Below are 18,052 nucleotides of genomic sequence, written 5' to 3'. Positions count from 1 at the left end.
GGGAACAGATTACCACAGTTCAGTTGCGCAAACTGCGACGGAAGCGGCTCAGCACCTGGCTATCCAGCCCGAGGCAGTCGCCGTGTAATTCGGCGCTGAGTTTCGCCATAAACTGGATCAGGAAATCGGCATTGTGACGTGCCAGTTCGCGGCCCATTTCCGTCTGCATTGTATCAGGCAAACGCAGCAGCTTGGTCTGAAAATGGTCGAGGGCAAATGCCCTATCGTCGAGGGATCGCGCATCGGCAAAGGGATCGTCCGCGTCAAATAGCGGCACGCCCAGCGCGCCCGAGACGGCAAAAACGCGCGCCAGGCCGATAGCACCTAACGCTTCCAGCCGGTCAGCGTCCTGCACTATTTTGGCTTCCATACTCTGCGGCGCGATTTCGGCGCTAAAGCTGTGCGCCTCAATCGCGTGCGCGACGGCGGCAATATGCTCTGGCGGAAAGTCCGGAAAGTCGCGGCGCAGAATGTCGCTCGTCTTACGCGCGGCGAGCCTTGACGACTGCCTGCGTTCGGGATGATTTTTCGGCAGGCTGACAATATCGTGGAAATAGCATGCGGCCAGAATCACCCGCGGCTCGACCGTGTGGTAAACCATGATTTTTTGCGCCGTCATCCAGACCCGTCGAAAATGCGAAATATCATGTGCGGTATCGTCGTTCTGATGATTTTCCTTGAGCCAGCGCTCAAAGCCATGCTGCCACCGGGCCAGTTCCATCGTCATGTCCTGTTGTTAAAAAGAGGATGAATTATAACATAGCCAAATTAAATAAATTAAAAAATAGAAATGCGAAATATTTAATAATAATTACACCTTATAAATTCAATTAATTAATTCACTGGAAAAATAAAGAGATTTATAGAAATAATTTGAAATATTTCATCGAATTTTATTACATTTATTTTTGAAACTAAATCACATCTCCTGGAATAGTATCAACCCTGTAATTACGGAGGGTAATTACATATATTCATATAAATTATCTCTAAAGGGAATATATAATGAAAAGAAAAGTTCTGGCAATTCTTGTACCCGCGTTATTAATGGCAGGCGCAGCAAATGCGGCTGAAATGTACAACAAAGACGGCAATAAAGTTGACCTGTACGGTAAGGTTGATGCGCGTCATACCTTCTCTGACAACCCTGGCGACGACGGCGATGAAACCTATGTACAGATTGGTTTCAAAGGCGAAACCCAGATCACTAACGACCTGACCGGTTACGGCCAGTGGGAATATAAAACCTACGCTAACGATACCGAAGGCGCGGGTGATAAATCCTTTAACCGTCTGGCATACGCTGGCCTGAAATTTGGCGAATACGGTTCATTTGATTATGGCCGTAATTACGGCGTCGTGTACGACGTTGAAGCGTGGACCGATATGCTGCCTGTATTTGGCGGTGATTCCTACACCTGGACTGATAACTTTATGACTGGCCGTGCTAACGGTCTGGCTACCTATCGTAATAGTGATTTCTTCGGTCTGGTTGAGGGTCTGAATATCGCGCTGCAGTATCAGGGCGCAAATGAAGATCAGTTTGCTCAAGAAGACCAGGAAGGCACGAAAAATGGTCATAAAGATGTACGCTTCCAGAACGGTGACGGCTTCGGTATGTCTACCTCCTATGACTTCTCTGGCGATCTCTCCGGTCTGAGCCTGGGGGCGGCGTATTCCTCTTCTGACCGTACTAACAAACAGGAAGCGGCAGGCCAATACAGCGCGCATTATGCGAGCGGTAAAACAGCTGAAGCGTGGACTCTCGGCGCGAAATACGACGCCAATAACGTCTATCTGGCGATGATGTACGCTGAAACCCGCAACATGACGCCTTATGGTGATTATGGTATCGCGGATCAGACTCAGAACTTCGAAGCGGTTGCACAGTACCAGTTCGACTTCGGCCTGCGTCCATCCCTGGCATGGGTTTACTCTAAGGGCAAGGACATGACCTATCCAGGCAACGCCAGTAACCCTCAGGGTCAGCATGGAGACATGGACCTGGTTAACTACATCGACCTGGGTATGACCTACAGCTTCAATAAGAACTTCTCTACCTATGTTGACTACAAAATCAACATGCTGGACAACGATGAAAGCTTCTACGAAGCCAACGGTATTTCCACCGACGACATCGTTGGTGTGGGTATGACCTACCAGTTCTAACCTCTAAAATACCAAAGGCCGCATCTGCGGCCTTTTTTATTTCTTAACGGTACGTATTACGGCGCTTCCTGCAGCGCCACGCGGATAAACCCGTTATTCTGCGCCAGCAGCTCATGAGCTTTCCACGCATCCAGCCCTGTCAGCACCATCAATACCGCTGTTTTACAGTGATGGTTACAGCTCTCCAGCGCCGCTTTTGCCTCCGCCCGGGAGCATCCCCCCGCTTCCATTACAATGGCGATTTGACGTTCGGCCCATTTGGTGTTGCTTGCCTCAAGATCCACCCGCAGGTTGCTGTATACGCGCCCGGTTCGAACGGCCAGCCCGGTAGCGATCATCGAGAGGATCATTTTTTGCGCGATCCCCGCTTTGGTGTTGAGATAGCCGGCCACCACATCGGCACCCAGTTCGGGGGCTATAACCATACTCGCCAGTTGCGCGGCTTCACTTTGCGCATCACCGGTAATCACGGCGACCGGCGAACCCAGCGACCATGCATGCCGCATCGCTCCCCAGACCCACGGCGTTTTTCCGCTGACGGTCACGGCCAGCATCATATCGTGTTCACCAAATTTAATGGCCTGCAGGTCGGAAACGCCGCGCTCGTAGCTCCCTTCCCCCTCTTGTGCCGTTACGGCCATCACAGGGGTTTTGCCCGGCGCATAGTCATCGGCAACCTGTTGCGCGACGCGACCAGACGGCCCCGCCCCGACAATGACCAGGCGACCACCGTGATTGAGGGTCGCGGCAGCGTTATCCACCGCACGGGCAATCGTCTGTAAACAAGGGGTGATAGCAGCAGAAATGAGTGCATCATCCTGGTGAATGACTTTCAGCATGTCCAGCGTGGACAATCTATCGATATTCATCGTGCTGGCGTGCCGTCTTTCCTTGACCGAACCGGTAAGCATAATGCTCATAAACAGCCTCCTTATTATGAGTACCCACACACTATAAAGTGTTTTATATAGATGACATGCGAGGAGGGTCACGAAAAGAGGACCAAATCCACGCTTTTACATGGCTTTAAGAAAAGCGCGTCATCGGCGATAATTACCCTCTTACTTAATCATCGCGGAGTATTGATGAGCGATTTGCAGCCTTTCCTTCCGACGCGCAAGCGCCCCATGAAACTCAATACGCTGGTCACGCTGATGGTGTGCGCGATTATCGGTTCAGTTTTGCTGGTGGTTTTTGCGCTCTATTCGGTGCAGATCACCCGCGCAACGCGCGATGATGTCAAAGACACCGCGCTCGGCATTGCCCGCACCCTCGCCGACAGCCCCGAGATCCAGCGCGGCCTGATGCAGGCACCGCAGGAGAACATTATTCAGCCCATCGCCCAGGCGGTGACGAAGCGAAACGATCTGCTGTTCACCGTGGTCACTGATATGCGCGGGATCCGCTACTCTCACCCGAATGAGGCGCTGCTGGGGCTGCATTTTATCGGTGACGATTTAACCCCCGCGCTGGAAGGCAAAGAGAACGTTTCGGTTAACCGGGGCGCGCTCGCCGAAGCGCTGCGCGTTTTTACGCCCGTCTACGATGCCCAGCACGAGCAGATTGGCGTGGTGGTCGTCGGAATCTCCCTGAATAAGGTTGAAGAGCAGATCGCTCGCGGGCGGCTAAACGCCGTCTGGACCATTTTGTTCAGTATTTTTATGAGTTCTATGGCGATTTGGGGTCTGGTGCGGGTTCTGAAGCGCATTCTGTTCGGGCTCGAACCCTACGAAATCTCCGCCCTGTTCGAACAGCGCCAGGCGATGCTGCAGTCGCTTCGCGAGGGTGTTCTGGCCGTTGATATACACGGGCGCGTGACGATGATTAATCAGACCGCCAGAGAAATATTGCTTCTCCCCGCCGGCAAGCAGACCGAAAACACCAGCGCGCCCCTGCTGGCCAGCCTGCGTGACGTTTCGAAGACGGGCGTCGCACGCCAGGATCAGGAGATCAGCTGCAACGGTCGACTATTGCTGTGCAACATGGTCCCCGTGAAAAGTCAGGATCGGGTGATCGGCGCCATTACCACCTTCCGTGATAAAACGGAAGTCAGCCAGCTGATGCAGCGTCTGGACGGCATGGTTAACTACGTCGATGCCCTGCGCGCCCACACCCACGAGTTTATGAATAAACTGCATGTGATACTCGGCCTGCTGAATATTAAGCGCTACGACAAGCTGGAAGAGTACATTCTCCAGACGGCACATCATTACCAGACGGATATCGGTACGATACAGAGCAAGGTAAAATCCCCGGTGGTTGCCGGGTTCCTGCTGGGTAAAATCAACCGGGCGAAAGAAGCGGGCGTCACCCTGACGCTGGCGGATGAAAGCCAGATACCGGATACCGCAAGTGAAGAGCAGGTCGCGGTGCTGATCACCGCGCTGGGCAACCTCATTGAAAACGCGCTCGACGCGATGGAAGGACAGCAGGAGGGCGAGATCGGCCTGCTGCTGCATTATCAGAATGGCTGGCTCAGCTGTGAAGTCAGCGACGATGGCCCCGGCATTGATCCCACTCAGCTGGAGTCTATTTTTACAAAGGGCTTCTCAACAAAAGGTGAAAACCGCGGCGTTGGGCTGTTCCTTGCTCGCCAGCAGATTCAGAACCTTGGCGGCGATATCTCCGTCGAGTCTGAGCCCGGCGTATTTACCCAATTTTTTGTTCACATCCCCTGGGATAGCGAGAGGAAAATCGCGTGATAAATGTGTTAATTGTCGATGATGACGCCATGGTAGCCGACCTCAACCGTCTGTATGTCAACCGTGTTGAAGGCTTTAGCTGCTGCGGCGTCGCCTCCACGCTAAGCCAGGCCGAGGCCATCATTAATAACCCCAGCCAGCCCGTCGATCTGGTGCTGCTGGATGTCTATATGCAGCAGGATAACGGGCTGGATCTGCTGCCCGTGATTCGCGCATCCGGCCGCCCAATCGACGTGATCATGATCTCCTCGGCCGCCGACGCCGCGACGATCCAGACCTCCATCCATTACGGCGTGGTGGATTATCTGATAAAGCCGTTCCAGTTCCCACGCTTTGAAGAGGCGCTGAACGGCTGGAAGGCAAAGCACAGCCTGATGGGGTCGCACCAGTATTACGAGCAGGCGGACGTCGACCGGCTGATCCACGGCGGGGCGCCGGAACTGGCGGACAGCAAAAAGCTGCCGAAAGGGTTAACGCCGCAAACGCTGCGCACGATTTGCCAGTGGATTGACGCTCACCCCGAGACGGAGTTTTCCACCGACGATCTGGCAAACGCGGTCAATATTTCCCGCGTGTCCTGCCGCAAATACCTGATCTGGCTGGCGCAAATCAATATTCTGTTCACCAGCATTCACTACGGCGCCACCGGGCGTCCGGTGTATCGCTACCGTCTCCAGCCGGAGCAAACGGGCCTGCTCAAGCAATACTGTCAGTAACGCGGTAGGTATCATCCAGCAGGGTAAAGCGGAAGTGGTGTGCTGAAGAGAACACCACTTCTTTTGTTTTGGTCACAAAGATGGCCTCAATGTCGGGGCGCGCACGCAGCGCGGCACAGCCCTTCTCCACGCCCATGCCGTACATCAGCGTGGTCCAGATATCGCCGTCGATGGAATCTTTCGAAATGATGGTCACGCTGTCCAGTTCGTTGTCCAGCGGATATCCGGTGCGCGGATCGAGGATGTGGTGATAGCGTTTGCCGTCTTGTTCAAAATAGCGCTCGTACGTTCCCGACGTGACGACGGACACGTTCTCAACGATCATCGTGCCGATCAGCGCATCTCCGGCGAACGGTTTTTTCAGCCCGACGCTCCAGCCCCCTTCCGGCGAGCCTAACGTCTGAATGTTGCCGCCGAGGTTAATCAGCCCCAGCTCCGCGCCCTCTTTATGCAGGTAATCCCGCACCCGGTCGGCGATATAGCCTTTGGCAATCGCCCCCAGATCGATCTCCATCCCCGCTCTGGTCAGAAACACGCTGCTGCTGGCCTCATCAAGGAGAACATCCTCGGGCCGGGTTATCGCCAGCAGCGACGCGATTTCATCGGCAGGCGGAACGCTGTCCCCCTGAAAGCCAATCTTCCAGCGCTTCACCAGCGGACCGATCGCCAGATTAAAGGCGCTGTCCTTGAGCAAGCTTGCCGCTTTTGCACAGCGGATCAGATCAAACACCGGCCGACTGACGGTGACCGGATGCTGGCCCGCCGCATGGTTAATGTCCATTACCTGCGAGTGCGCGCGGTTAACGGTGAGCAGATCTTCGTACTGTTTGATCAGACGAAACACGCGGGACGCGAGGGCTTCGTCATGGGAGAAGAGTTTCAGGAGGATGGGCGAGCCCATCAGAACGGCGGAGTAGCTGTAAACGCGATGGCTATCAGGCATGGCAGGAGTCCTCAGAAGTAGCCCCGGCAAGCTCCGCGCCGCCGGGGAAAATGCCGGATAGCGCTGTGCGTATCCGGCCTGGGAAGCAGGTGCCTTACATCTTTTTCGAACGCAGAGCCGCCTGATGTCCTGCAAGGGTACCAAAAATGATGATATCTGCCACTGCGTTACCGCCGATACGGTTGCCGCCGTGGATCCCGCCGACCACTTCACCGGCCGCAAACGCACCTGGCAGCACGTTGTGGTTGCTGTCCAGCACGCAGGTTTCGGTGTTGATGGTCACGCCGCCCATGGTGTGGTGCACGCCCGGTGCAATCTGAATGGCGTAGAATGGCCCTTCATTGATTGGCGCACGCAGCGCGGTGGTACGTCCAAAGTCGTCATCGTGCTGTTTTTCAACGAAACCGTTGTAACGTTCCAGGGTCGCCAGAAAAGCGTGGTAATCCATGCCGAGCGCTTCCGCCAGCGCTTTTGGCGAGCTGGCGCTGGTCACGAAGCCTTTAGCGATGTACTCATCCGCGGCTTTGTTTTTGGCGCGAACATGCTCGTCAAAGACGATGTACGCGTATTTCTCCGGCAGGGCGATGATTGACGCCGAGACTTTATCGCGGGTCGACATTTCGTTGTAGAAGCGTTCCCCTTTCTGATTGACCAGAATCGCCCCGCCGCCGCGGATGGATTCGGAAATCAGGTACGAGGTTTTCTGCTCAACGGTTGGGTGGATCTGGATCTCGCCCATATCAACCGTCCCTGCCCCGATACGCTCCAGCAGCGCGATGCCGCCACCGGTCGCCCCTTTGTGGTTGGTGGTAACGAACCCTTCCAGGTCAGGGCGGTATTTCACCACCATCTGGCTGTTAGCGCTGAAGCCGCCGGTAGCGACAATCACGCTTTTCGCTGCCACGGTGAGGGTTTCGTTCTCTTCGGTGGTCAGGCGCACGCCGGTCACTTCGCCGTTTTCGAAGATGATCTCGCTGACGGAGGTATCCAGCATCACCTCGATGTTGCGTTTGTTGACGTTACGCACCAGGCCGCTGATCAGGTAGCCGCCGACCGCTGAGCCGTCTTTTGGACGGTGGGTACGGTCAATGCTCATCCCGCCGGTGGTGGTGATGTCGTTCAGCATGATGCCGCGGGTTGCCAGCCATTCAATCGCCTGCGGCGCGTTCTCAACGAAGCGGTGCAGGAGTTCCGGGTTGTTCTTGTTGCCGCCACCTTTCAGGCTTTCCTGGTAGAACAGCTCTTTGCTGTCCTGAATGCCCTTCACGCGCTGGAAGCGGGTTTCTGCGGCGTTCATCCCGGCAGAGGCTTTAATGGTGTTCCCACCGATGGTTGGCATTTTCTCAACAATCAGCACGCTCGCGCCTTCGTCGTGCGCCTGAATCGCCGCCGCCAGACCGGCGCCGCCGCTGCCGACAACCACCACGTCCACGCTGCGGGTTTCGTTCGGGTCAACGCCCTCTTCCGCGGCCAGCGCTTTGCTGGATTTCAGCATCGCTTTAGAGACCGCTTTCTTCACCGCCTCGCTCTGGCTGGTGGCGCCGGTGATGGCATCCACGTGCGGGGTGTTGGCATCCAGAATGCGGGTGCGGATCTCTTCAAAGCTGGTGACAAACTCAACGTCTTCGCTCGGGCCAGAGGCCAGCTCGATGTCTGCAATGCGGTCAGTTTCCAGACTGACGTTAATCACCAACTCGTTCGCGTCGTCCTGCACCTTCTCAGTAAACATGCCCGGTTTGAATTTCGATTCGCCCATGCTCATGTCGCGGATCATCGCTTCCACCAGCGAGAAGCGCCACAGCGGCTCAGGAATGTTCAGCGCCTCGCGCTGGGTGCTGTCCATAAACAGCTCCAGATTTTCCCCGGCCGCGATGCGGTCGGTCCAGTCCGGGTAAGCGATGGTGGCACGGCCAACGGCAATCAGGTCGTAACCGTGGTCCAGCGCTTCATTGGCATCGGCGGCATTCACCACGCCGCCCACGCCCATCACCGGTACCTGAGCCAGCGTTTCAGAACGCATCGCGCAGTATTTTTCGATCAGCGGCGTCGGGTCCTGGGTGTCAACAATGGAAGGACGCAGGGTCGCGCCGACGGAGAAGTGGAGGTAGTCCACGCCGCGAGCCGCCAGTTTTTCCAGCAGGTACATGGTGTCTTCAAAGCGGATGCCCGGCACTTCAAGCTCTTCAGGAGAGAAGCGGTAGCCAATAATAAAGGCGTCGTCCGCGTACTGGCGCACCATTTTGTGGGTGATATCCATTACTGCCAGCGGGAACTTCGCGCGGTTGTCGCGGCTGCCGCCCCACTCGTCATCGCGCTGGTTAGAGTTTGGCGAATAGAACTGCTGAATCAGATAGGTGTTTGCCCCGTGGATTTCCACGCCGTCGAAGCCGGCCTGGATGGCGCGGCGCACCGCTTCACCAAACTTGCCGATCATGCCTTCCACTTCTTCGCCAGTCAGTGCCACTGGCGTTGCTGCGCCCTCACGCGGCGCGGCAACAGCGCTTGGGCCAACCGGCGTACGGCCACCGATCAGTTTCGGGTCGACCATGCGGCCGCCGTGGTAGATCTGCAGCAGGGCTTTAGATCCTTTGGATTTGATCGCCTCCGCGATTTTCGCCAGCCCGGCAATTTTCTCGTCATTATCAATCCCGATCGCGCCCGGGAAGGCGAGACCGAGATCGTCGACGAAGCAGCACTCCACAATGATGGTGCCGATGCTTCCGGAACGGGCACGATAGTACTCCACCAGTTCGCTCGTGACGGTGCCGTCGTAATAGCCGGTGCAGGTGGTCATAGGGGCCATTAACAAACGGTTTTTCAGTTCAGTGCCATTCGGTAATGTGAAGGGGCTAAGAATACGTTCGTTAGTGCTCATAATTGAAACTCCAAACTTTTTAAAATTAAGAATTCGTTATCGGATTAATTTTTTAGTTCGTCGTTATTTGCCGATGTCATGATATTAATATAATGATTTTTTTAGTTTCTAAAGTTATTACGTTAGTTAAAAAACTATTTAATCCCTGCAATAACACAATTAACACATTGGTGTTAGCGAATGTCATTTAGCCATTCACAATAATTTAAAATTCGTTAAATAATGATTGGTAAAACCACTTCCCCAACTAACTAAAAACACCCAACAAAACAAACATATATAAAATCACAGAAAATAAAAATGTTACAAAAATGATAAAATAAACCAATAAAAAGGGAATACCCACATACGCCAGAGTGGTTATTAATAAAAGCATAAAAATAACGCTGCAATTCTATTTTTTTGATCGCGATCAATAGTTATGGCATCCAAAAGCGCAATATAAAAACATCATCAATTTTTAATTTAGCGCCTCCATAAAAGCGTTAAATTGCTATTACTGAAAATACAAAATCGCACCTTTAATAACTAAAAAAAGCAAAGAAACTTAAGAAAGTGATTTTGTTTTTCATTACGACCGAATCTTTGACAACTTAAGACGTGAAACTATGAATACAAAAACTGCTGTAACGCCCCCTGTGGCGAACCAGGCATCAAATGGAAACGCAAAACGTCTGCTGATGATGGCACTGCCCGTCATCGTCGCCGTACTGCTGCTGTTTGTTCCGGTACCGGAAGGCCTGCCTCCTTACGCGTGGCACTATTTCGCTATCTTCGTTGGTGTGATCGTCGGTTTGATCTTCGAACCGCTGCCGGGCGCGGTGATCGGTCTCACCGGCGTGGTCGCCATTGCGCTGTGCAGCCAGTGGGTGCTGTTTAGCCCTGAACAGCTGGCTGATCCGAAATTCAAGCTGGCGGGCGCCTCCTTTAAATGGGCGGTGAGCGGGTTTGGTAACTCTACCGTCTGGCTGATTTTCGGTGCCTTTATGTTCGCCGCAGGCTATGACAAAACCCGCTTCGGCCGCCGTCTGGCGCTGATTCTGGTGAAATACCTCGGCCGTCGCAGCCTGACGCTCGGTTACGCGATTACGTTTGCTGACCTGCTGCTGGCACCGTTCACCCCGTCCAACACCGCGCGCAGCGGCGGGACCATCTACCCGATCATCGCTAACCTGCCGCCGCTGTACGGTTCAAAACCGAACGACCCAAGCGCGCGTAAGATTGGTTCGTATCTGATGTGGGTGGCGATCACCGCGGCCTGTATCACCAGCTCAATGTTCCTCTCCGCACTTGCGCCGAACCTGCTGGCCCTGGCGCTGGTGAAAAGTACGGTTGGAATCGATATCTCCTGGGGGACCTGGTTCCTCGCCTTCCTGCCGCTGGGTATCCTGCTGATTCTGGCCATGCCGCTGCTGGCCTACTGGTTCTACCCGCCTGAAGTGAAGGTAAACAACGAAGTGCCGCTGTGGGCGACCCGTGAACTGGAAAAACTGGGCAAACTGTCCCGCAATGAAATCCTGCTGCTGGTGTTCGTATGCTGTGCGCTGCTGATGTGGATCTTTGCCGCCGCGTGGATTGAACCGGCTATGGCTGCCCTGCTCATCGTCGGCCTGATGCTGTGGACCGGCGTGCTGGAGTGGAACGACATCACCGGTAATAAAGCCGCGTGGAACACCTTCGTCTGGTTCGCCACCCTGGTGGCGCTGGCAGATGGCCTCTCCTCTACCGGCTTTATCAGCTGGTTAGGTAAAGAAGGCGGTTTGCTGATGAGCGGTATCTCTCCGGGCGTAGCGACCATCGTCCTGCTGCTGGCGTTCTACCTGCTGCACTACCTGTTTGCCAGCACCACCGCGCACACCACGGCGCTGCTGCCAGCGATGCTGACCATCGCCTCCACCATCCCGGGCATGAATATGGAAGTGTTTGTTCTGCTGATGGTGACCTCGCTGGGCGTGATGGGGATCATCACCCCGTACGGCACTGGCCCAAGCCCGATCTACTACGGTAGCGGCTACCTGCCAACCAAAGACTACTGGCGCCTCGGCACCATCTTCGGTGCCATCTTCTTGGCGGCCCTGCTGCTGATTGGCTATCCGTGGATGTCCATGATGTTCTGATTCCTGACCGCCGGACTTCTCCTCCGGCGGTTTTATTTTTTTGGAGCAAGCTATGTCAAACAAACCGTTTTTTTATCAAAACCCCTTCCCACTGGCGCACGACGACACCGAATACTATCTGCTGACCAAAGAGCACGTTTCCGTTGCCGAGTTCGAAGGCCAGGAAGTGCTGAAAGTGGAGCCGGAAGCGCTGACCCTGCTGGCGCAGCAGGCCTTCCACGACGCCGCATTTATGCTGCGTCCTTCCCACCAGAAGCAGGTTGCCGCCATCCTCAACGACCCGGAAGCCAGCCAGAACGACAAGTACGTTGCCCTGCAGTTCCTGCGCAACTCCGAGATCGCGGCCAAGGGCGTGCTGCCCACCTGCCAGGATACCGGCACCGCAATCATCATGGGTAAAAAAGGCCAGCGCGTCTGGACCGGCGGCGGTGACGAAGCGGCCCTGAGCCAGGGCGTGTATAACACCTACATTGAAGACAACCTGCGCTACTCGCAGAATGCGGCGCTGGACATGTACAAAGAGGTGAATACCGGTACCAACCTGCCCGCGCAGATCGATCTCTACAGCGTTGACGGCGATGAATACAAATTCCTGTGCATGGCAAAAGGCGGCGGTTCTGCCAACAAAACCTATCTGTATCAGGAAACCAAAGCGCTGATCACCCCGGCGAAGCTGAAAAACTATCTGGTTGAGAAAATGCGTACCCTGGGGACGGCGGCCTGTCCGCCATACCATATCGCATTCGTGATTGGCGGCACCTCGGCGGAAAGCACGCTGAAAACCGTGAAGCTGGCTTCCACCCGCTACTACGACGCCCTGCCGACGGAAGGCAACGAACACGGCCAGGCGTTCCGCGACGTTCAGCTCGAACAGGAGCTGCTCCAGGAAGCCCAGAACCTCGGCCTGGGCGCGCAGTTCGGCGGGAAATACTTCGCCCACGACATCCGCGTGATCCGCCTGCCGCGCCACGGCGCCTCCTGCCCTATCGGCATGGGGGTTTCCTGCTCCGCGGACCGCAACATCAAAGCGAAAATCAACCGCGACGGGATCTGGATCGAGAAGCTGGAGCACAACCCGGGTCAGTACATTCCGGAGTCACTGCGCCAGCAGGGCGAAGGCGACGTGGTCAGCATCGATCTGAACAAGCCGATGAATGAGATCCTGGCGCAGCTGTCTCAGTATCCGGTCTCTACCCGCCTGTCGCTGAACGGGACGATTATCGTGGCGCGCGACATCGCCCACGCGAAGCTGAAAGAGCTGCTGGATAACGGTGAAGAGCTGCCGCAGTACGTTAAAGATCACCCGATTTACTACGCGGGCCCGGCCAAAACGCCGGAAGGCTACGCGTCTGGCTCCCTCGGCCCAACCACCGCAGGGCGCATGGATTCGTATGTGGACTTGCTGCAGTCCCACGGTGCGAGCATGATCATGCTGGCCAAAGGCAACCGCAGCCAGCAGGTGACGGACGCCTGCCATAAGCACGGCGGTTTCTACCTGGGCAGCATCGGCGGCCCGGCGGCGGTGCTGGCGCAAAACAGCATCAAGAGCCTGGAGTGCGTGGCGTATCCTGAGCTAGGCATGGAAGCTATCTGGAAGATCGAGGTCGAGAACTTCCCGGCGTTTATCCTGGTGGATGACAAAGGCAACGATTTCTTCCAGCAGATCCAGAACCAGCAGTGTAAAGGCTGTTCACAGCGCTGAGTGCTTCCATACGTCCGGCAAGAGCGACAGCGTTTCAGCGATTGTGCTGCGCTTGTCGCTCCCCGGCTTCCAGATGGTGACCATCGTCTGACCAATCCCCTGGCTGCCCACTTCGGTGTGCAGCCTTTTTACGTTTTGCCACTGCCCGGCGTGAAAATGCGTCGGTAAGAATCCCCAGCCGCAGCCGCGCTCCAGCAGACCGCGCAGCATCTCCGGCTCATTGGTAAAGAGGGTATGCCCGGAAATCTGCAGGCGGCGCGCCACCGGCTCGTCCGAGGCGGGGTGCATGACGAGCTGAGGTACCAGGGAGAGATCGAGCAGCGACAGAGGGGAAGCACTGTCCGCAAACAGCCCGCTGGCGGCATAAAAATCCATCTCGATGGCCCCCAGGGCACGCCACTCCATGTCGTTGCCCACGCTGCGGTTGCGCGCCTGGCAGATGGCCAGATCCGCGTCGTTATTCGCCAGCAGCCGTTCCGATTCATCCCGCGAGGCGCAGATAAGGCTGAGGCGGATTTTTCGCACCGCCATTTCAGCAATCACCCCGTGAAGAAAGGCTCTGGGCGTAAAAGGATCGTAGACCAGCGTCAGGTCCTGCGTCGCACCGTGCGGCACCTCTCTGGCAAACGCCTCAAAGGCTTTTACCTGCCGCATCAGGAGGTGCGCCTGGCGCTGAAGCTGTTCCCCTTCGGGCGTGAGCCGCAGGGTGCGGCCGTCGCGAATAAACAGCGCATAGCCTAACCCATCCTCAAGAAAATCAACCAGATCGCGAAGCGTCGTGCGGTCCTTCTTCAGCGCCACCGCGGCTTTACTGAGGCTCCCATTCTCGGCCACGGCGGTAAATGCCTCGAGCTGTGCAAAAGAGTAAATCAGTCCAGCCACGCTACGCTCCCTCTGTTTTTTAGGGGGATTTTCCCCCACTACGCGTTTTTTATTATAGCCCCGGGGTTTTTAAACTGAAGCCGTTCTTAACATGTAAGAGACGGATATGAAAAACAGAAAAGTAAACCATGCCCTGCTGGCGGGCCTTGTCTTCAGCACCCTGATCTCCCCTGCGGCAGTGGCGGCCTGTAAAGGCACCGACCTCAGCGCCTGCCCTGCCCCCTTCGACACCACGCTGCCTGACACCCATAAGATGCTCACCTGGAGTCAGGCCGATCGCGTGGTGGGCTTTCGCAATGACTACCGCAACTACACCGGGGATGTTTTCCGCCACGGTAACGCTGTGCCGCTGGAAATGTCGGACAAGCCGCTCACGGACGCACACTATCAGGTCAACGGCAGGCGCTTCGGCCTTAAGGACTACCTCCAGCGGCAGAACGTCAGCGGCATGCTGGTGCTGAAGGACGGCAAAATCGCCTGGAAGTATCTTGGAGAGGGCAATACCGACTCGACGCTCTGGACCTCGCGCTCGGTTGGGAAATCGGTGGTATCGGCGCTGGTGGGCGTGGCCCTCAAAGAGGGAAAAATTCACTCGCTCGACGATCGGATCACGCGGTATGAACCCGACCTGAAAGGCACCGCGTGGGACGGCGTGACGCTTAAGCAGCTTATCACCCATACCTCCGGCGTGGCCTGGAACGAGGATTACACCAACCCTAAATCCGACTTCGCGCAGCTCACCGAGTGCGAGGCGAAGCCGGGTACCTATGACTGCGTGCGCAAGCTGGTGAAGGGGCTGCGCAGGGCGCACCCGGCCGGAGAGAACTGGTCTTACTCTTCGGGCGGCGCCTGGCTGCTGGGTGACGTGCTGGAGCGGGCCACCGGCATGACGCTCGCAGCCTATCTGGAGAAAAGCATCTGGCAGCCTTACGGCATGGCGAGCGACGGCGTGTGGCATGCCTACAGCAAAGGCCAGCACGACGTCGGCGCGCACGGCTTTAACGCCACGCTGGAGGACTGGGGACGCTTCGGGCAATTTATCCTGAACAACGGTACGTTACCGAACGGTAAGACCATCCTGCCGGAAAACTGGATCCGGCAGTCGTCAGGCTGGACGAAGGCCAAAGGCTCGGTCTCAGACGCCCATCCCGAGGGGCTGTACGGCTACCAGTGGTGGAACAATGAAGTGCCCGCCAACGCCGCGGGCGTAGAGCCGACGGCACAGGATTCGCTGAAAGGTTCGCTCTGGGCGCTGGGCATTTTCGGACAGATGATCGTGGTGAACCCGAAGGAAAATCTGGTCATCGTCCAGTGGTCTACCTGGCCGCAGGCGGAACCGTCCTTCAGCGCCCAGCCGCTGGAAGCCTCTCTGATGTTTAGCGCGATTGCCAGGGCGCTGCGCTAAATGGCCTCCGCCGGGTAATGACGCGGTTACCCGGCTCATTCTGAAACGCGCCTCTGCGCCACATCACAAAATCGCAATATCAGAGACTTACAGAATATTGGTGAATAAAAAGCCAACATTTTGTTAAGTTATTGTTGCCATTAATTGTATTTATTCGCCGGATTATATTCATGCAAGAAATGCATCAGTCGATGCGGCATTTGCGCTTATCTAATTCCTCATCCTGATCCAGTTTTCAGAAACAGACGCGTAAAACGTCAACAATAAACTGGAGATAACCATGTTTTCCTCAACCTCACCTGCAACCGTACGGTCGAAGGCGGGCGCGATACTTCGCGTCACGTCCGGCAACTTTCTTGAGCAATTCGATTTCTTTCTGTTCGGCTTCTATGCCACCTACATCGCCCACACGTTCTTCCCGGCGAGCAGTGAATTTGCGTCGCTGATGATGACCTTTGCCGTCTTCGGCGCGGGCTTTTTGATGCGTCCAATCGGCGCCATTGTGCTGGGGGCTTATATTGACAAGGTTGGCCGCCGCAAAGGGCTAATAGTGACGCTTTCCATTATGGCGGCAGGCACCTTCCTGATCGTGCTGATCCCGTCTTATCAAAGTATTGGTCTCTGGGCGCCGCTGCTGGTGCTGACGGGCCGTCTGCTGCAGGGCTTTTCCGCCGGCGCGGAGCTTGGGGGCGTGTCGGTCTATCTCGCGGAAATCGCCACGCCGGGCCGCAAGGGGTTTTACACCAGCTGGCAGTCCGGTAGCCAGCAGGTCGCCATTATGGTCGCCGCCGCAATGGGCTTTGCGCTGAACGCGGTGCTGGAAGAGAGCGCCATTCGCGAATGGGGCTGGCGCATCCCGTTCCTGTTCGGCTGTTTAATCGTGCCGTTTATCTTTTTCCTGCGCCGCAAGCTGGAGGAGACGGAAGAGTTCAGCGCGCGCCGCCATCATCTGGAGATGCGCCAGGTCTTTAAAACGCTGCTCGCGAACTGGCAGGTGGTGGTCGCGGGCATGCTGATGGTGGCGATGACCACCACGGCCTTTTATCTGATCACCGTTTATGCGCCCACCTTTGGTAAAAAGGTGCTGATGCTGAGCGCGTCAGACAGCCTGCTGGTCACGCTGCTGGTGGCGATCTCTAACTTCATCTGGCTGCCGGTGGGCGGTGCCCTGTCGGACCGTTTTGGCCGCAAGCCGGTGCTGATTGCCATGACCCTGCTGGCGCTGGCGACCAGCTACCCGGCCCTGACGCTGCTGGCGAACGCGCCCAGCTTCTCGATGATGCTGAGCGTGCTGCTGTGGCTCTCCTTCCTCTACGGCCTCTATAACGGCGCGATGATCCCGGCGCTGACGGAAATTATGCCTGCTGAAGTCCGCGTAGCAGGGTTCTCTCTGGCTTACAGCCTGGCAACGGCGGTGTTCGGTGGCTTTACCCCGGTGATGTCCACCGCGCTGATTGAATACACCGGTGACAAAGCCTCGCCGGGCTACTGGATGAGCTTCGCTGCGGTATGTGCCCTGCTGGCAACGCTCTACCTCTACCGCCGTCGCGCGATGTCGCTGCAAAATACCGTCAAGTCACAGGGGGCCGCATGAAACGCACGTCTCGCTATACCGCCAGCGCGCTGGTGCTGATGTTACTGAGCGTCAATGCCTTTGCCCAGGACGTGAAGGTCATGATTTCCGGCGGCTTCAAAGCCGCCCTTGAAAAGCTGGCCCCGGAATATGAACGCCAGACCGGGGATAAACTTGTGGTCATCCCCGGCCCCTCAATGGGCAATACGCCGCAGGCGATCCCAAACCGGCTCGCGCGCGGCGAGAAGGCCGACGTGGTGATTATGGTGGGCGATGCGCTGGAGAAGCTCGAAAAGGCCAGCCAGACCCGGCCGGGTTCGCGAACGGAACTTGCGGACTCTCCCGTCGGCATGGTGGTAAAAAAAGGAGCGGATATACCGGACATCAGCAGCGACGCGAAACTGCGTGAAACGCTGCTGCAGGCCAGCTCCATCGCCTACTCTGACAGCGCCAGCGGCAGGTACGTCAGCCAGGGGCTGTTCAAAAAGCTGGGCATTGAAAAGGAGGTCGCCGATAAAGCGACAATGGTCGAGCGCATTCCGGTCGCCTCAGAAGTGGCTAAAGGAAAATACGCCGTCGGTTTCCAGCAGGTTAGCGAGCTTCTGCCGGTTCAGGGCGTCACCTTTGTCGGGAAAATCCCTGACAATGTGCAATACATCACGCGCTTCGCGGGTGCGGTCACTCGTCACGCTGAACACCCTGACGAGGGGAAAGCGCTGTTGACCTATCTCGCCTCACCGCCCTCACGCGCCGTCATCGAGAAGACGGGGATGATCCCCGTTACGTCCGGCGATACTGCTCGGTGATCTGCTTTTCCAGTTCAGCCGCAATGTAAGACTGGATGCGCCCCCGGCGCCGGATAAGCCCAACGGTGCGTTTCACTTCCGGCGCCACCAGCGGCAGATGCGTCAACAGCGTGTGCTCAGAGGTCGGCATTGACATGGCGGGAACGGCAGCGATGCCAATCC

13 protein-coding genes and 1 pseudogene are annotated in these 18,052 nt (G+C 56.4%); 8 read left to right on the top strand and 6 right to left on the bottom strand.

Translation table 11 applies throughout. The features are described from left to right. Positions 1–19: 19 nt before the first annotated feature. Positions 20–721: a phosphohydrolase gene (locus B498_RS16270; RefSeq protein ID WP_008500301.1), complete on the bottom strand. Its 702-nt coding sequence runs from the start codon at positions 719–721 to the stop codon at positions 20–22. Positions 722–1,005: 284 nt separating this feature from the next. On the opposite strand from B498_RS16270, the gene ompC reads away from it, so the two are divergent. Beyond that, positions 1,006–2,169, top strand: coding sequence for a porin OmpC (gene ompC / locus B498_RS16275; RefSeq protein ID WP_008500300.1), 1,164 nt, complete (start codon positions 1,006–1,008; stop codon positions 2,167–2,169). A gap of 56 nt (positions 2,170–2,225) precedes the next feature. Here the strand turns inward: ompC and B498_RS16280 are convergent, their stop codons facing one another. Next, the gene (locus B498_RS16280) at positions 2,226–3,089 is read right to left on the bottom strand and encodes an N-acetylmuramic acid 6-phosphate etherase (protein WP_008500299.1); all 864 of its coding nucleotides are present in this window, start codon (positions 3,087–3,089) and stop codon (positions 2,226–2,228) included. Positions 3,090–3,254: 165 nt separating this feature from the next. Between B498_RS16280 and B498_RS16285 the strand changes: the two genes are divergently transcribed. Both B498_RS16285 and dcuR read left to right on the top strand, forming a co-directional pair. After that, positions 3,255–4,871, top strand: coding sequence for a sensor histidine kinase (locus B498_RS16285; RefSeq protein ID WP_008500297.1), 1,617 nt, complete (start codon positions 3,255–3,257; stop codon positions 4,869–4,871). After that, entirely contained in the window at positions 4,868–5,587 is a 720-nt protein-coding gene (gene dcuR / locus B498_RS16290; RefSeq protein ID WP_008500296.1) for a two-component system response regulator DcuR, read from the top strand. Before B498_RS16285 ends, dcuR begins: the two co-directional genes overlap by 4 nt. Here dcuR and B498_RS16295 read toward each other — a convergent pair. Both B498_RS16295 and B498_RS16300 read right to left on the bottom strand, forming a co-directional pair. Further along, entirely contained in the window at positions 5,568–6,530 is a 963-nt protein-coding gene (locus tag B498_RS16295; protein WP_008500295.1) for an FAD:protein FMN transferase, read from the bottom strand. The two genes, dcuR and B498_RS16295, sit on opposite strands and share 20 nt — an antisense overlap. A 94-nt stretch (positions 6,531–6,624) precedes the next feature. Beyond that, positions 6,625–9,405, bottom strand: coding sequence for a flavocytochrome c (locus tag B498_RS16300; protein WP_008500294.1), 2,781 nt, complete (start codon positions 9,403–9,405; stop codon positions 6,625–6,627). Between the two features lie 608 nt (positions 9,406–10,013). Here B498_RS16300 and B498_RS16305 point away from each other — a divergent pair. Both B498_RS16305 and fumA read left to right on the top strand, forming a co-directional pair. Then, positions 10,014–11,522, top strand: a complete 1,509-nt coding sequence (locus B498_RS16305) for an anion permease (RefSeq protein ID WP_008500292.1) — start codon at positions 10,014–10,016, stop codon at positions 11,520–11,522. A 52-nt stretch (positions 11,523–11,574) separates the two neighbouring features. Beyond that, positions 11,575–13,224 (top strand): class I fumarate hydratase FumA, encoded by a 1,650-nt coding sequence (gene fumA, locus B498_RS16310; protein WP_008500291.1) that lies wholly within the window; start codon positions 11,575–11,577, stop codon positions 13,222–13,224. On the opposite strand, the gene B498_RS16315 is transcribed toward fumA, so the two are convergent. Continuing rightward, on the bottom strand, positions 13,213–14,106 hold the full coding sequence (locus B498_RS16315; RefSeq protein ID WP_008500290.1) for a LysR family transcriptional regulator: 894 nt from the start codon (positions 14,104–14,106) through the stop codon (positions 13,213–13,215). The genes fumA and B498_RS16315 overlap by 12 nt on opposite strands. A gap of 106 nt (positions 14,107–14,212) precedes the next feature. Between B498_RS16315 and B498_RS16320 the strand changes: the two genes are divergently transcribed. The 3 genes from B498_RS16320 (at position 14,213) to B498_RS16330 (ending at position 17,890) form a co-directional block, all read left to right on the top strand. After that, positions 14,213–15,511 (top strand): serine hydrolase domain-containing protein, encoded by a 1,299-nt coding sequence (locus tag B498_RS16320; RefSeq protein WP_008500289.1) that lies wholly within the window; start codon positions 14,213–14,215, stop codon positions 15,509–15,511. Between the two features lie 280 nt (positions 15,512–15,791). Then, entirely contained in the window at positions 15,792–17,105 is a 1,314-nt protein-coding gene (locus B498_RS16325; protein WP_008500288.1) for an MFS transporter, read from the top strand. Further along, positions 17,102–17,890, top strand: coding sequence for a substrate-binding domain-containing protein (locus tag B498_RS16330; protein WP_008500287.1), 789 nt, complete (start codon positions 17,102–17,104; stop codon positions 17,888–17,890). Before B498_RS16325 ends, B498_RS16330 begins: the two co-directional genes overlap by 4 nt. Here B498_RS16330 and B498_RS16335 read toward each other — a convergent pair. Beyond that, positions 17,865–18,052, bottom strand: a pseudogene (locus tag B498_RS16335) (LysR family transcriptional regulator); the annotation flags it as partial. The gene B498_RS16330 and the pseudogene B498_RS16335 sit on opposite strands and share 26 nt — an antisense overlap.

This window comes from Enterobacter sp. SST3 (assembly GCF_000286655.1).
In the GTDB taxonomy this organism is placed as follows: Bacteria; Pseudomonadota; Gammaproteobacteria; order Enterobacterales; family Enterobacteriaceae; genus Enterobacter; species Enterobacter roggenkampii.
Note: the sequence above shows the minus strand (reverse complement) of the source record. Positions and strands in the feature narration are given on the sequence as shown.